Source organism: Microbispora sp. NBC_01389 (assembly GCF_045040095.1).
Classification (GTDB): Bacteria; Actinomycetota; Actinomycetes; order Streptosporangiales; family Streptosporangiaceae; genus Microbispora.
This window is the reverse complement of sequence record NZ_CP109552.1, coordinates 3,441,249-3,454,740: the sequence shown is the minus strand read 5'-3', so window position 1 is coordinate 3,454,740 and position 13,492 is coordinate 3,441,249. Positions and strand designations below refer to the sequence as shown.

General features: G+C 72.1%; 15 protein-coding genes and 1 pseudogene. 5 read left to right on the top strand and 11 right to left on the bottom strand.

Annotation, left to right across the window (positions count from 1 at the left end; all coding sequences use genetic code 11):
* Window positions 1-16: 16 nt before the first annotated feature.
* Complete coding sequence (locus tag OG344_RS15710) at window positions 17-295, bottom strand: acyltransferase family protein (RefSeq protein WP_405088849.1); 279 nt, start codon at window positions 293-295, stop codon at window positions 17-19.
* Between the two features lie 225 nt (window positions 296-520).
* On the opposite strand from OG344_RS15710, the gene OG344_RS15705 reads away from it, so the two are divergent.
* Window positions 521-1,828 (top strand): carboxylesterase/lipase family protein, encoded by a 1,308-nt coding sequence (locus tag OG344_RS15705; RefSeq protein WP_405088848.1) that lies wholly within the window; start codon window positions 521-523, stop codon window positions 1,826-1,828.
* Between the two features lie 17 nt (window positions 1,829-1,845).
* Here the strand turns inward: OG344_RS15705 and OG344_RS15700 are convergent, their stop codons facing one another.
* Window positions 1,846-2,601, bottom strand: a complete 756-nt coding sequence (locus tag OG344_RS15700) for an SDR family NAD(P)-dependent oxidoreductase (RefSeq protein ID WP_405088847.1) — start codon at window positions 2,599-2,601, stop codon at window positions 1,846-1,848.
* Window positions 2,602-2,727: 126 nt separating this feature from the next.
* Between OG344_RS15700 and OG344_RS15695 the strand changes: the two genes are divergently transcribed.
* A complete protein-coding gene (locus OG344_RS15695; RefSeq protein ID WP_405088846.1) occupies window positions 2,728-3,588 on the top strand; it encodes a helix-turn-helix domain-containing protein in 861 nt (286 codons plus the stop codon).
* Window positions 3,589-3,605: 17 nt separating this feature from the next.
* Here OG344_RS15695 and OG344_RS15690 read toward each other — a convergent pair whose 3' ends face one another.
* Genes OG344_RS15690 through OG344_RS15680 form a run of 3 tightly spaced genes read right to left on the bottom strand, consistent with a single transcriptional unit; the run spans window position 3,606 to window position 5,647 of the window.
* Window positions 3,606-4,418: an alpha/beta fold hydrolase gene (locus tag OG344_RS15690; protein WP_405088845.1), complete on the bottom strand. Its 813-nt coding sequence runs from the start codon at window positions 4,416-4,418 to the stop codon at window positions 3,606-3,608.
* Between the two features lie 30 nt (window positions 4,419-4,448).
* Window positions 4,449-5,006 (bottom strand): 6-phospho-3-hexuloisomerase, encoded by a 558-nt coding sequence (gene hxlB / locus OG344_RS15685; RefSeq protein WP_405088844.1) that lies wholly within the window; start codon window positions 5,004-5,006, stop codon window positions 4,449-4,451.
* Entirely contained in the window at window positions 5,003-5,647 is a 645-nt protein-coding gene (locus OG344_RS15680; RefSeq protein ID WP_405088843.1) for a carbohydrate kinase family protein, read from the bottom strand. Before OG344_RS15680 ends, hxlB begins: the two co-directional genes overlap by 4 nt.
* On the opposite strand from OG344_RS15680, the pseudogene OG344_RS15675 reads away from it, so the two are divergent.
* A pseudogene (locus tag OG344_RS15675) lies at window positions 5,588-5,713 on the top strand (polysaccharide biosynthesis protein); the annotation flags it as partial. The gene OG344_RS15680 and the pseudogene OG344_RS15675 overlap by 60 nt on opposite strands.
* A 517-nt stretch (window positions 5,714-6,230) precedes the next feature.
* Here the strand turns inward: OG344_RS15675 and OG344_RS15670 are convergent.
* Both OG344_RS15670 and OG344_RS15665 read right to left on the bottom strand, forming a co-directional pair.
* Entirely contained in the window at window positions 6,231-7,127 is an 897-nt protein-coding gene (locus OG344_RS15670; protein ID WP_405088842.1) for an alpha/beta fold hydrolase, read from the bottom strand.
* Between the two features lie 38 nt (window positions 7,128-7,165).
* The gene (locus OG344_RS15665) at window positions 7,166-7,810 is read right to left on the bottom strand and encodes a dihydrofolate reductase family protein (protein ID WP_405088841.1); all 645 of its coding nucleotides are present in this window, start codon (window positions 7,808-7,810) and stop codon (window positions 7,166-7,168) included.
* A gap of 98 nt (window positions 7,811-7,908) precedes the next feature.
* On the opposite strand from OG344_RS15665, the gene OG344_RS15660 reads away from it, so the two are divergent.
* Entirely contained in the window at window positions 7,909-8,406 is a 498-nt protein-coding gene (locus OG344_RS15660) for a winged helix-turn-helix transcriptional regulator (RefSeq protein WP_405088840.1), read from the top strand.
* Window positions 8,407-8,413: 7 nt separating this feature from the next.
* Complete coding sequence (locus tag OG344_RS15655; protein ID WP_405089101.1) at window positions 8,414-9,100, top strand: cyclase family protein; 687 nt, start codon at window positions 8,414-8,416, stop codon at window positions 9,098-9,100.
* A 9-nt stretch (window positions 9,101-9,109) separates the two neighbouring features.
* On the opposite strand, the gene OG344_RS15650 is transcribed toward OG344_RS15655, so the two are convergent.
* From OG344_RS15650 to OG344_RS15635, 4 genes are all read right to left on the bottom strand, one after another.
* The gene (locus tag OG344_RS15650) at window positions 9,110-9,535 is read right to left on the bottom strand and encodes a DNA glycosylase AlkZ-like family protein (RefSeq protein WP_405088839.1); all 426 of its coding nucleotides are present in this window, start codon (window positions 9,533-9,535) and stop codon (window positions 9,110-9,112) included.
* Window positions 9,536-9,606: 71 nt separating this feature from the next.
* Window positions 9,607-11,520, bottom strand: a complete 1,914-nt coding sequence (locus OG344_RS15645) for an acetoacetate--CoA ligase (RefSeq protein WP_405088838.1) — start codon at window positions 11,518-11,520, stop codon at window positions 9,607-9,609.
* A 62-nt stretch (window positions 11,521-11,582) separates the two neighbouring features.
* The gene (locus tag OG344_RS15640) at window positions 11,583-12,470 is read right to left on the bottom strand and encodes a serine hydrolase (protein ID WP_405088837.1); all 888 of its coding nucleotides are present in this window, start codon (window positions 12,468-12,470) and stop codon (window positions 11,583-11,585) included.
* Window positions 12,467-13,429 (bottom strand): LysR substrate-binding domain-containing protein, encoded by a 963-nt coding sequence (locus OG344_RS15635; RefSeq protein WP_405088836.1) that lies wholly within the window; start codon window positions 13,427-13,429, stop codon window positions 12,467-12,469. Before OG344_RS15635 ends, OG344_RS15640 begins: the two co-directional genes overlap by 4 nt.
* Between the last annotated feature and the right edge of the window lie 63 nt (window positions 13,430-13,492).

Genomic DNA, 13,492 nt, shown 5'->3' with positions numbered 1-13,492 from the left:
GCACCAGCCGAAGGACCTATCCAGTTACCAGGCGGAAGAAACGGGAAATCCAGAATTTCCGTAAGCTCGCCCGCCGTTCCAGGGACGCCGGCACGATGTATCCGCTGACCAAGAAGAACACCATCACGCCGTACCAGCCGGGGTCGAACACCGCTTTCACCGGTAGCCGCGCTTCGGGCAACAACGGCGTAAGTGCGTGCTCGAAGACCACGGTCAGGGCGGCGAGGCCACGGAGGGCGTCGAGCCACGCCAAGCGTTTGCTGGTGCGCCGCGGTACGTCCCGAGTTGTGAGCATTCGGCCCATGCTAGCGATCGATGACAGTACCTATGAGCCGGCTCGCTCCTTAAGCATTTGGATGTGAACGGGATGTGGGAAATTACCAATGCCATATACACCACAGTGGCGGACGGCCGAAATCAGGCTTTCAGGCCCACCCGGCGTCGCTTTCCAAAATGGTTTGCCCGTGGTCCGTACGCGTTGGCATGCTCGACCGGGCAGGTTCGGAGAGGAGACCACGAAGTGGCCGTCGCCGCGTCTGGCACGCCGTACGCGTCCGAGCCGGAAGTCCGCACGGCGGCCGGCGTCCTGCGTGGCGGCCGGGAGGCGGGGATAGCGGTCTTCCGCGGCATCCCGTACGCCGAGTCGCCGGTCGGCGCCCTGCGGTTCGCCGCGCCGCGGCCGGTGGGCGGCTGGGTCGGGGTGCGCCCGGCGGTCGCGTACGGCCCGCCGCCCCCGCAGTCCGGCCTGCTCGGCGGGTCCCAGGAGGCCGCCGGTGACGACTGGCTGACCGTCAACGTGTGGACGCCGGAACCGGACCCGGCGGCGGGGCTCCCGGTGATGGTGTGGATCCCTGGCGGTGGTTACGTCGCGGGCAACTCCGGCCTCCCGGAGTACGACGCCGGGCGCCTGGCCGCGAGCGGAGTCGTGGTCGTGACCCTCAACTACCGGCTCGGCATCGAGGGTTTCGCGCTGATCGACGGAGCCCCGGCCAACCGGGGGCTGCTCGACCAGGTCGAGGCCCTGCGGTGGGTGCGGGACAACATCCGGGCGTTCGGCGGCGATCCGGGCCGTGTCACGGTCTTCGGGCAGTCGGCGGGCGGCGGATCGGTCGCCGCGTTGCTCGCCATGCCGCGCGCCGCCGGGCTCTTCCGCCGGGCGGTCGCGCAGAGTGTGCCGGGCACGTTCTTCTCCCCCGAGCTGGCCGCCGACATCACCGCCGCCTGCGCCGCCGAGCTCGGGCACACGCGCGACGAACACCGCTTGTTCAGCCCGATCGACGGCGTGCTCGGCCAGGTCGCACCCGAGCAGACCGAGACCGCCCTGCGCTTGCTCGCTCCCGGCGCGGACGGCGCGCGCCGCTACCGCGAGGCGTTCCCGGCCGCGGCCGACGAGGAGCTGTACGAGCTGGTCAACGCCGACTGGCTGTTCCGCATGCCGAGCCTCCGCCTCGCCGACGCGCAGATCGCCGGGGGCGGCCAGGCCCACCTCTACGAACTGACGTGGCCCGCCCCAGGGCTGGGCGGCGCCCTCGGCGCCTGCCACGGCCTGGACGTGCCGCTCGTGTTCGGCAACCTGAGCAGCGGACAGCCCGCCATGCTGATCGGCGACCCGCCCTCCCCGGCGGCGGAGGAGCTGTCCGCGCGGATCCGTACGGCGTGGACGGCGTTCGCCGCGCACGGCGACCCGGGCTGGCCTCCGTACGACGCCGAGCGCCGCCTCGCCCAGCTCTTCGACACGCCGTCGACGGTCGCCGCCTACCCGGAGGAGGCCTCGCGACTGCTGTGGCAGGACCACGCCTTCCCGGCGCTCCCGCTGCTCGCGCCATAGGAGACGAGCGGCCGCACTCACGCTCCGCCGGTGACCTTGACCGCCTGTCCGGTGATACCGGTGTTGGCGGCGGAGCCCAGATAGACGACGGCGCTGGCCACCTCGGCGGCGTCGAGCAGGCGGCCGATCGGGGCCAGCGCGCCGTAGTGCCCGCCCGCCTGCTCGACGATCGCGACGTTGGTCTCCGTCCGGGTGAGGCCGGGCATGACGACGTTGGACAGGATGTCGCCGTCCTTGCCGAGCCCGAACGCGGCGGACCTGCTGAACCCGTGCAGTGCCGCCTTGGCCGCGCCGTAGTACTCACCGCCGGGCATCCCGTCGACCGCGATGCCCGAGGAGATGTGCACCAGCCGGCCCCATCCGCGCTCTCGCATGGACGGAACGACCGCCCGGCTGAGCCGGAGCGCGCCCTCGACGTTGGCCCGGATCACCTTCTGCCACCTCTCGTCGGACACGGCCTCGAAGGCGAGGCCCGCGTCCGGCTCGGTGGCGCCCCAGTGCACCGCGTTGTTGACCAGCACGTCGATCCGGCCGGACCACTCGATCACGGTCTCGACCAGAGTGCGGGCTGCTTCGTCGTCGTCCAGTTCGTACGGCACGACGAGCGAGCGTCCGCCGATCTCCTTGGCGAGCCGCTCCGCGCCCTCCTGGGAGCGGTGATAGGTGAGCACGACGTCGGCCCCTTCCGCGGCGAACCCGCGGGCGATCTCGCGGCCGATGCCGCCGGAGGCTCCCGTCACGATGACCGTACGGCCGGTGAGTCCCAGATCCATTTCGACGCTCCTCATCACAGTGGAAACCCAAGGATCCGGCGGCGGCGACCATCGGAGGGAGGCCGGGCCGAGGCTGGCCCCGGCAGGGCCACGATCGGAGACGAGGTCACTCGATAGCCTGCGATCGTGAGCGACAACACTCTGGGCGAGTTCCTGCGGGCCCGCCGCGAGGCCGTCACCCCTGCCGATGTCGGGCTGCCCGGCGGCGGCCGGCGCCGTACTCCGGGCCTGCGCCGTTCCGAGCTGGCCGCGCTCGCGGGGATCAGTATCGAATACCTGACCCGGCTTGAGCAGGGGCGGGACCGCCACCCCTCGATGCCCGTGCTCGCCGCCCTCGCCGACGCGTTGCGCCTGTCCGCCGACGAGCGCCTCCGTCTGCTGAACCACTACAAGGCGGCCGACGGCGCGGGCCGGCTGGTCGGCATGTGCCAGGGGCCGCCCGCGCAGTCGGTGCGTCCCACCGTGCGGGCTCTGCTCGACCGGCTCGAACCCGCCCCCGCGCTGGTGGTCAACCGGCTCGGTGACGTGCTCGCCCATACGGACGGCTTCGAGCGGCTCGCCGGTCCCATCGGTCTGCTGGACCACCGGCCGGCCAATCTGCTGCGCTACCTGTTCGCCGACCCGAGGGCCAGGGCCGCCTATCCGGAGTGGGAGCGGGTGGCCGACGAGCGGATCGCCGTCCTCGGCCTGAGCCTTCGCCGGGAGGACCCGCACGTCGGCCATCTCGTCGACGAGCTGACCCTCGCCGCCGGCGCCCCCTTCATCGACCGGTTGACGGTTTCGCCCGGCCCGCACAGCCGCACCGGCGTCGAACGGCTGGCGCACCCGCAGGAGGGCGAACTGCGACTGGCCTACGAGACCCTCGGCCTGTCCGACGACGACAGCCAGCTACTGATCGCCTATCTGCCCGCCGACGACTCCACCGCCGCGAGGCTCGACCGGCTCACCGGCCGCCACCCCGGAGCCCTCCGCGCCGTCAGCGGCTGAGGCTTATTCCCGTACGCTCACGCCGTACGGTGCTCGTCCACCCGGTCGAGCCATTCGGCGACGAGGGCGGTGAACAGCCCGGACTGCTCATGCGGCAGCGCGTGACCGGCCCGGTCCAGGACGGCGAACGTGGCCCGTGGATACCGCTCCATCAGTTCCCACGGACCGGCGTACCCGACCGTGCCGTCCTGGCGTCCGGCGAGGATCAGTGCCGGGCCGGTGTACGGTGCCGCGTTTACGGCGGCGTCGCTCAGCCGCCAGCGCTCGGAGATCCGCTCAAGGCCGTCGTCGTCGACCAGGGGCAGGGCCGGAGCCACGTACTCCCGGAACCGCTCCACCATGGCGGGCGTCCGCACCACGAAGTAGTCGCGGAACTGGGCCTGTTCGTCAGGGCTCAGCGCGTCGGCCACGCCGGCCGAGCCGTGCAGCAGCGCGTGCGCGGGTACGTCGCGCGCCTCCTCGCCGATGGGGCAGATCAGCGCCAGCCCCGCGACCCGCTCCGGGCGCCGTTTGGCGACGGCCCTCGCGAGGTACGCGCCGAAGGAGTGGCCGACGACCGCGAACGGCTCGTCTCCGGCAAGAGCGTCGATCAGACCGAGCACGACGTCGAGGGTGTCGTCGGAGCCACGGAACCAGTCCGGCAACGGAGTGCGCCCCATTCCCGGCAGGTCCGGATAGATGCGCCGATAGCCGGGCCGGTCGCGGAACACCGGCTCCAGCGCACCGGCCATTTCCCGATGGTCCACGCCCGCGCCGTGCAACGCCAGAACGGGCATTCCGCCGCCGTGCTCGACGACGTGCACCGGAATGCCGCTGATCTTCACGTCCATCACCACACCGTACTCACCAGGTCGGCGGTGTCACTCGGTGTTCGCGTGGGCCTTCCTGGCCTGCTCGTCGGTCACGTCGTGCCGCCGGGCGAGCTCCAGGCAGACGCAGTCGAGCAGCAGGTGCGTGCACTGGTCGAACAGGCTCGACAGGGGCTGCACGGTGGCCGCCTCGCCCTCGCGCCGGTGCTTGGTGGCGGCGGGCACGTGCAGGACGTGCAGCGCGCCGGAGGCGAGGGGCGACGACGGCGCGGTGGTGACCGCCAGCACTCCCCCGCCGCCGTCGGTCACCGCCCGCGCCGCGCGTACGGTGGCCGCCGTCGTCCCGGACCCGGAGACGGCGACGAGCAGGTCACCCGGCCCGGTCGACGGCGTGCAGGTGTCGCCGACGAAGTACGCCGTACGGCCCAGGTGCACGAGGCGCATGGCGAACGCCCGGGCTATGTAGCCCGACCTGCCCTCCCCCGCCACGAAGATCCGCGGCGCGCGGTCCAGCAGGTCGGCCGCCGTCTGCAGCGTGGCCGGATCGATCTCCGCCAGGACTCCGGCCACCTCCGCCTGAACGACGTCGAGGAGGCTGCGTGCGCTCATCGCGTACCTTCCACCGGTAGGTCGGCCGCTAGGAGGGCGTCCAGTTCCGCGCGGATGGGCATGCCCTCGTTGTCCCCCTTGTTGCTGGTGGTGAGCGCCCCCACCGCGCACGCGCGCCGGAGCCGCTGCTCCTCGTCGAGCCCGTCGAGCAGGCCGCTGACGAACCCGGCCGCGAATCCGTCGCCCGCCCCGATGGTGTCGACCGTGACGACCCGGAACGGCGGGCAGGTCCACGACCCCTCGGGCGTGAACAGCATGGCCCCCGCCGCGCCGAGCTTGACGGCGACTCCGCGCGCTCCCCGCGACAGGTAGTGGTCGGCGATGGCCTCCGGCTCGCGCCGTCCGGTCAGCGCCTCACCCTCCAAGACACCGGGCAGCACCCAGTCGGCCCGCGTGGCCAGGTCGCCCACGAGGCGCGTCATCTCGCCGTGGTCCGGCCAGAGGGTGGGACGCAGGTTCGGGTCGAAGGTGACGCCCGCCCCGGCGTCCCGCGCCGCCTCCATCGCCTCGTACGCGAACCGGCGGGCCGTCGCCGACAGCGCGGGCGGGATGCCGGTAGCGTGCAGGTGCCGGGCCGACGCATGCGGGAGGCGCTCGCGGAGGGGTTCGACGTGGTCGTGCACGGCGCCGCGCTGACCCACGTGCCGAGCTGGGAGCGGACCCGCCCGGCCGACTATCTGGACGTCAACGTGATGGGGACCAGCGCCGTGCTCGACGCCGTCCTGGCCGCCGCGCGGCCGCCGAAGCGGCTGGTCTACGTCAGCACCCGACGGCGCCGTCTACAACCTCGGCACCGGCCGCCGCGTCCCGTTCGGCGAGCTGCTGCGGATCGCCGAGGACCACGCCGGGCACGGGCTCATACGGGTCGTCCCCCCCAAACGCCGCGGACCTGGACCTCGACCTCGATCCGGACGCGCGTCTCGGGAGGGACGCGGCGAGTGACGTCTCCCTGGCCCGGCGGACGCTGTCCTGGCGGCCCCGGCCCTTCCGGGAGCAGGCGTCGTCCTACTTCGCCTGGGCCTCCCGCAACCCCGCCTTCTTCTGATCTGCCTAGGGTTCCGTGGAGTCGGCTTGGTCGACTGTCATGCGAGCCGGGCGACCAAGCCAATGCCTGGCTCAAAGCGGAATCGTGTCATCTATTCGCATGCCGATCCGAAGGCATCCGCCCGCTCCGACAGTTCCGGCCCGCCCGGCACCCCTCGGCCGTACAAGCGCCGTGGACGGTCAGGCGAAGAACTCCGTCAGGATGCGCGCCAGCGCGGCCGGGCGCTGCAGCACCGCGTGGTCCTCCCCGGGCATCACCCGCAGTTCGGCGCCGGGGAGGGCCGCCGCGACGGCCTCCGTCGCCTTCGCGAGGCCGGGCGAGGTCCGGTCGCCGTAGACCGCCAGCACCGGCACGCCGATCCCGGCGACCCGCTCGTGCGGCCTCCCCTGCCAGGGCGCGGTGACCAGCACGTCGTACGGCAGGCTGAGGGCCTTGTCCGCCATGAACGCCCACCCCTCGCCGGCCTTGATCCCGGCGATCGCCTCGGCCGGGACGCCGACCGCGTCGCGGAGGAACAGCTCCGTCGCGCCGTCGCGGTCCCCGGCCGCGACCAGTGCCCTGAGCCGGTCGTAGACGTCGGCCGCCGGGCCCGGCTGGTCATCGTCGGCATGGTACGGCGGTTCGTACACGGCGACCCGGTCGATCGGCAGCCCGCGCCTGGCCGCCTCCAGCACGAGGACGGCACCGGAGGAGTGGCCGAACAGCGAGGCCCGGCCACCGGCGTGCTCGATGACAGCCGCCAGGTCGGCGACCTCGTTGACCACCTGGTAGTCCTCGCTCCTGTCGTCGCTGGCCCCCCGGCCGCGCCGGTCGTAGGTCAGCACGGTGAACGCCGGCGCGAGTTCGGCGGCGAGCGCGGCCACGGTCGAGCGGTCGTTGAACGCGCCGCCGACGAGGACGACCGGCGCGCCCTGGCCGATCGTGTCGACGGCGAGGGTCGTGCCGTCCTCGGAGACGACGTTCACGGACGTGATGTCCACAGGCGCGATGTGCCCGGAAACGTCGTCCCCGGAAACCTGGTGCTCGGAAACCTGGTGCTCGGAAACCTGGTGCTCGGAAACCTGGTGCTCGGTCATGTCGGTCGGCCTTCGGGTCGTGGGCTTACGGGCTGGGCTTACGGCCGGGTGAAGGTGACGTGGGTGACGCCGCTGGGGGTGGACACCGACTCGATGCGGAAGCGCTTCTCGAGTTCCTCCAGCCCGTCCCACAGCCGTTCGCCGCGGCCGAGGACGATCGGGACGACGGCGACGTGCATGTGGTCGACCAGGTCGGCGGCCAGGAACTGGCGGACGGTGCTCGGCCCGCCGCCGATGCGCACGTCGAGGTCGCCCGCCGCCTCGCGGGCCTGACGCAGCGCCTCCTGCGGGGTGGCGTCGACGAAATGGAAGGTGGTGCCCCCTTCCATCTCCACGGAGGGCCGGGGGTGGTGGGTCAGGACGAAGACCGGCGTGTGGAACGGCGGGTTCGGCCCCCACCAGCCGTTCCAGTCGTGGTTCTCCCACGGGCCCCGCTGCGGCCCGAACTTGTTGCGGCCCATGATCTCCGCCCCGATGCCCGGGTCCCACGCACGGGCCAGGGCGTCCTCGACCCCGGTGCTCCCGCCGGTCTTCCCCTGCATGGCCTGGAAGGTCCGCGTCTCGACGAACCACTCGTGCAGCCGTCCGCCCGCGTGACCGAACGGCTCCTCGAGACTCTGCCCCTCGCCGGTGGCGAAGCCGTCCAGCGAGACGGCGAAGTTGTGCAACCTCACAAGCGACATGGTCGGTCTCCTGATCTCAAGAAGTGGTTGCAGATTGCAATCACTGGGAAAGAGCGTAAAGTAGGTGGTTGTAAAACGCAACCAGCCGGAGGTCGAGCATGCGGGACGAGCCACGGTCGGGCTGCCCGATCAACGGGTCGGTGGAGGCGCTCGGAGACAGGTGGAGCCTCATCGTGCTGCGCGACATGATCTTCGGTGGGCGCCGGCACTTCCGTGACCTGCTCGCGGGCTCCGTGGAGGGGATCGCGTCGAACATCCTCAGCAGCCGCCTCAAGGCCCTCGTCGCCAAGGGGCTCCTGACCCACGAGGAGGCGGGGCGAGGACGGCGAGGGACCTACAGTCTCACCGAGGCGGGCATCCAGACGGTCCCGATCATGGTCGCGCTGGGCTCCTGGGGCCTGCGCCACCTCCCGGCGACACCGGAGCTGGCCGTACGGGCACGGTTGCTGGAGGAGGGCGGGCCGCCTCTCTGGGAAGACCTGATGGACGAGTTGCGCGAGGCGCACCTGGGCATCCCCCGCCCGGACCCCGGCCGCCCCCGCGCGTCCCAACTCCTCCAGGAGGCGTACGAACGCGTCCTGGCTACGTCATCCTGACCACGTGATGTCTGAGGATCAGCAGCACCCGCGCGCCCGTGTCGTCGAACTCAGTCATGTGGTCCGGCACGGCATGGTCACCTATCCCGGCCTGCCCGCACCGGAGATCACCGATTACCTGACGCGCGAGGATTCCCGCGACCGGTACGCTCCGGGCACCGAGTTCCAGATCGGCCGCATCATGATGGTGGCGAACACCGGAACGTACCTCGACGCGCCGTTCCACCGTCTCGCGGAGGGCGAGGACCTTGCCCAGATCGACCTGTCCCGGCTGGTCGACGTCCCCGGCCTGCTGATCGACGTCTCCGGCTCTCCCCGGCGAGGTATCGGCGCCGACGCGTTCGAAGGCCACGACGTCAGAGGACGCGCGGTCCTGCTGCGTACGGGCTGGGACAGACATTGGGGCAAACCGGCCTACGGCGCCCCGGACCACCCTTTCCTGACGGCGGACGCGGCCGCCCTGCTCGCCGAGCGGCAACCGGCCGTCGTCGGCATCGACAGTGTCAACATCGACGACATGGCGGACGGGCTCCGCCCGGCCCATACCGCCCTGCTGACCGCGGGCATTCCGATCATCGAGCACATGCGCGGACTGGAACGGCTGCCGCACACCGGGTTCCGGCTCCACGCGGCGCCCGTGGCCGTTTCCGGCATGGGCACCTTCCCCGTCCGCGCGTACGCCCTCGTCCCGTAACCGCTTCCTTCACACGTACGCGACGTCCTCGGCTCCGAGGAACGGCAGCAGGCGTTCGGCCTCCTCCGTCACCGCGCTCGTCCCGGCCGCCCCCAACGGCCGGAACGGGACGAGGCGCAAGATGCCGCCCTTGACCGACCAGCTGCCGTGGACGAACCCGTCCACGAGGAAGGTCGGCAGCACCGTCGCCGCGCCCGGCTCACCCGTCTCCGATCGGCGTCGCCGATCACGCGGGTCCGGTCGGCGTGGCCGAGTAGCAGGTTGTCTGCCCGCCGTACGGTCGAGAACCGGTTGCAGCAACGGCCGGAACCGGCGGAAGTCGTCGGCCACCGCCAGGTGCTGGGTGCTGAGCAGCAGCGCCGAGCGCACCACCATCCGTTTGTCCAGCAGGACGCCCAGCCGGGCCTGGGTGAAGCCGTCGATCCGGCTCCACAATCCGACGTCTCGATATAAGTGCGCTTCTTATAAGTGGACTTCTTAGAAGTGTACTTATACGGAGGGCGATCTCAGTGGTCTGGCACGAAGTGGGAGAGGATCTCGGGGTTGGCCATGGCGTCCGGGTTGGCGGCCCGGTCGACGGGCGTGCCGAGCAGGATCTTCCGTACGGGGACCTCCAGCTTCTTGCCCGACAGCGTGCGGGGGATGCCGGGGACCTCGTGGATCTCGTCGGGCACGTGCCGGGGCGACAGCTCGGTGCGCAGGGCCGTACGCAGCCGGGAGACCAGGTCGTCGGACAGGGTCGCGCCGCCGGCGAGCGTGACGTAGAGCAGAAGCCTGCCCTCCTGGCCGAGTTGCCCGGTGTCGATGACCAGGCTGTCGGCGATCTCCTCGAAGCGCTCCACGACCCGGTAGAACTCGCTGGTGCCCATGCGCACCCCGCCGCGGTTCAGGGTGGAGTCGGACCGGCCGTAGATGACGCAGCCGCCGTCGGGGAGGATCTTGATCCAGTCGCCATGCCGCCAGACGCCCGGATAGTCGGCGAAGTACGACTCCCGGTACCGGTCGCCGGAGGGGTCGTTCCAGAACATGACCGGCATGGACGGCATGGGCCGGGTGATGACGAGCTCGCCCACCTCGCCGACGATCGGGGCGCCGGAGGCGTCGAACGACTCGACGGACGCGCCGAGGCAGCGGCACGGGATGACGCCGGCCCTGATCGGCAGCAGCGGCACCGGCCCGACGAACCCGGTGCACACGTCGGTGCCGCCGGAGAACGAGCCGAGTTGCACGCCGGGCCCGACCTCGGAGTAGACCCAGGCGAACCCCTCCGGCGGCAGCGGCGAGCCGGTCGAGCCGATGCCGCGCAGCCGGTCGAGGCCCTCCGGCCTCAGCCCGGCCTTCATCGACGCCACGATGTACGGCGCGCCCGTGCCGAAGTAGGTCACGCCCTCCTCGGCGGCGAGCCGCCACAGGGCCTCGGTGCCGGGATGGGCCGCGCTGCCGTCGTACAGCAGGACGGTGGCGCCCGCCAGCAGGCCGCCGATGAGGTAGTTCCACATCATCCAGCCGGTGGTGGTGTACCAGAAGAACACGTCCCCCTCGCCGAGGTCCTGATGGAAGGACAGCGACTTGAGATGCTCCAGGACGATCCCGCCGTGGCCGTGGACGATCGGCTTGGGCAGGCCGGTGGTGCCCGAGGAGTAGAGCACCCACAGCGGATGGCCGAACGGCACCCGCTCGAACTCCAGCGGCGCGGACTCGGCGCGCAGGTCGTCCCAGCTCGGCGCGCCTTCGGGCGCGTCCGCGCCGAGCCGGGGGATCCAGACGGTCGCCCGCAGCGCCGGCAGCTTCCCGGCGATCTCCCGCACCACCTCCGACCGGTCGTACGCCCTGCCGCCGTAGCGGTAGCCGTCCACCGCGATCAGCACCTTCGGCTCGATCTGGGCGAACCGGTCGGTCACGCTGGGCGCGCCGAAGTCGGGCGAGCAGGAGGACCAGATCGCCCCGAGCGAGGCGGTGGCGAGGAAGGCGATGAGCGCCTCGGGGATGTTCGGGACGTAGGCCGCGACCCGGTCGCCGCGTCCGACGCCGAGCCGCACCAGCCCCGCCCGGACCCGGGCGACCTCCTCGCGGATCTCGCCGAGCGAGTACTGCCAGCGGCTGCCCGACTCGTCGCGGAAGACCACCGCCGTACGGCCGGGGTGGCCGCGCAGCGCGTTCTCGGCGTAGTTGAGGGCCGAGCCGGCGAACCATTCGGCGTCCGGCATCGTTCCCTGGATGACGGGCCCGTCGCCACGCGTGCCGATCACGCCGAAGTAGTCCCATATCGACGTCCAGAAGTCGGCCGGAGACTCGACCGACCACCTCCACACGTCCGCGTACGCCCCGGTGTGGCCCAGCTGTTCCATGTATCGGGTGATCCGGGCGGCACGCACGACGTCGGGCGTGGGTTCCCAGAGCAGAGCGCCTTCCTCGACCATCCCCCCATCTTCGCCACGCCCGGGCCACGTGTCACCCTCGCGGCCCACACAGAACGGGCCTGTCATGTGTGGGTTCTGAGCTGGTCGATCGCGACGCGGGCGGCGGCTCCGATCGCGGCGTCGGCCCGCGGCTGGTTCTGCGCCGTGCTGAGCGACCGGGTGAAGACCGCCACGGCGTAGCGCCCGCCGTCGGGATACTCGACCACCCCGACCTCGTTGCGGAGCGTGGGCAGCGTGCCCGTCTTGCCGCTCACCGCGACGTCGTCGAACGGGAAGCCCGAGGCCAGCCGGTGCGGCCAGACCTGCAGGGCCATGAGGCGGCGGATCGCCGCGCAGGAGGCCGCGCCCGCCGCCTCGTCCCGCCAGATCATGGCCAGCAGCCGGGTCATCTCGCGGGGCGTGCTCCGGTTGCTCCGCCCCGGGTCGAGCGCGCGCAGCCGCGCCACCACCTCGGGATCGGCGCACGCCTGCGTCACATCGGACTGGTCCGCCACGCCCGCGTCCTCCCACAGGCTGGTGAGCATGTCGCGGCAGCCGTGCACCACCCGCGTCTCCGTGAGCCCGAGGCCGTCGAGCAGCGCGTTGACCGCCTCCCGGCCCACCCGGGCCAGCAGCACGTCGGCCGCCGCGTTGTCGCTCACCGTCATCATCAGGTACGCCAGGTCGCGCAGCGACAGCGTGGCGTCGTCCAGCATCGCCGCCAGCCCGGTGCCTCCACTCGTACGGCCCTCCGCCGGCACGCGGACGAGCCCGGCGAGGTCGAGCAGCCCGCGCTCGGCCTGGCGGTGCAGTTCCAGCAGCAGGGGCAGCTTGAAGACCGACGCGAGCACCACCGGCTCGCCGGCCCGCAGGCCCACCTCGCGCCCGCCGTCGACGTCGACGGCGTGCAGCCATCCGGTGACGCCGGCGGTGCGGAAGACGCGCTCCAGCGGGTCCACGCCGGGGCTCACGCGAGGAACCCGGTCGCCGGGCGCGGCGCCACGCGGGGCATGGGCGGCCGGTGCGTGGGCGGCGCCCCTTCGTCCACCATGCCCGCGCTCTCCTTCAGCACCCGTACGGCCACGGCCGTGAAGTCTCGCACGTACGGCCCCGGCTCGGCCCGCCAGGCCGGGAGCCAGCGCCAGGCGAGGGGCGTGCCCGCGAGGGGCCGCCACACCACTCCCGGCATCTCGGCGGGGGCGCCGAACGCGACGGCGGTGCCGGACAGGACCAGGCCGAGGGCGAACTCCGCGCGGTCGGTGCGGGTGATCGCGGTGGGCACGAAGCCGCCGCGGCGGCAGGATGCCAGCGTGTCGTCGTACAGGCCGGGCTCGGCGTCCCGGGGGAACAGCACCAGTTCCCGCCCGGCCAGGTCGCCGAGGTGCACGGTCGCCCAGGCGGTCAGCTCGTCGTCCTCGGCCAGCAGGACGCCCGGGTGCCGGACGAGCATCGGCCCGTAGGCGAGCCCGTCCACGGCGACCGGATGCCGCAGCAGCCCGACGTCGAGCCTGCCCTCCAGCAGCGCGGCGACCTGCGCGGCCGTGCCCATCTCGGCCGGCGCCAGCCGTACGTCGGGGCGGAGGTCGCGGAACCCCGCGATGAGCGCGGCGAGCACGGGGGCGCCCAGGTCGGCGGGCACGCCCGCACGCACGACCGCCGCGTCGCCGCGCGCCAGGTCGGCCATGAGGTCGCGCATCCGCTCCACCCTGGCGACGATCTCGCGGGCCTCGGGCACCAGCAGCCGGCCCGCCTCGGTCAGCGCGACCCGGCGGCTCGACCGCTCGAACAGGCGCATGCCCAGCTCCTCCTCCAGCCGCCTGATGCGCTGGCTCAGCGGCGGCTGGGCCATGCCCAGCCGCGCGGCCGCGTTCCCGAAATGCAGCTCTTCCGTCACGACGAGGAAGTAGCCGAGATGCCGGACAAGGTCCACGAGCTGGGAGCATATCCAAACCACACATGAAGCGCGTTGATATCCATATTGGACATACTCCAG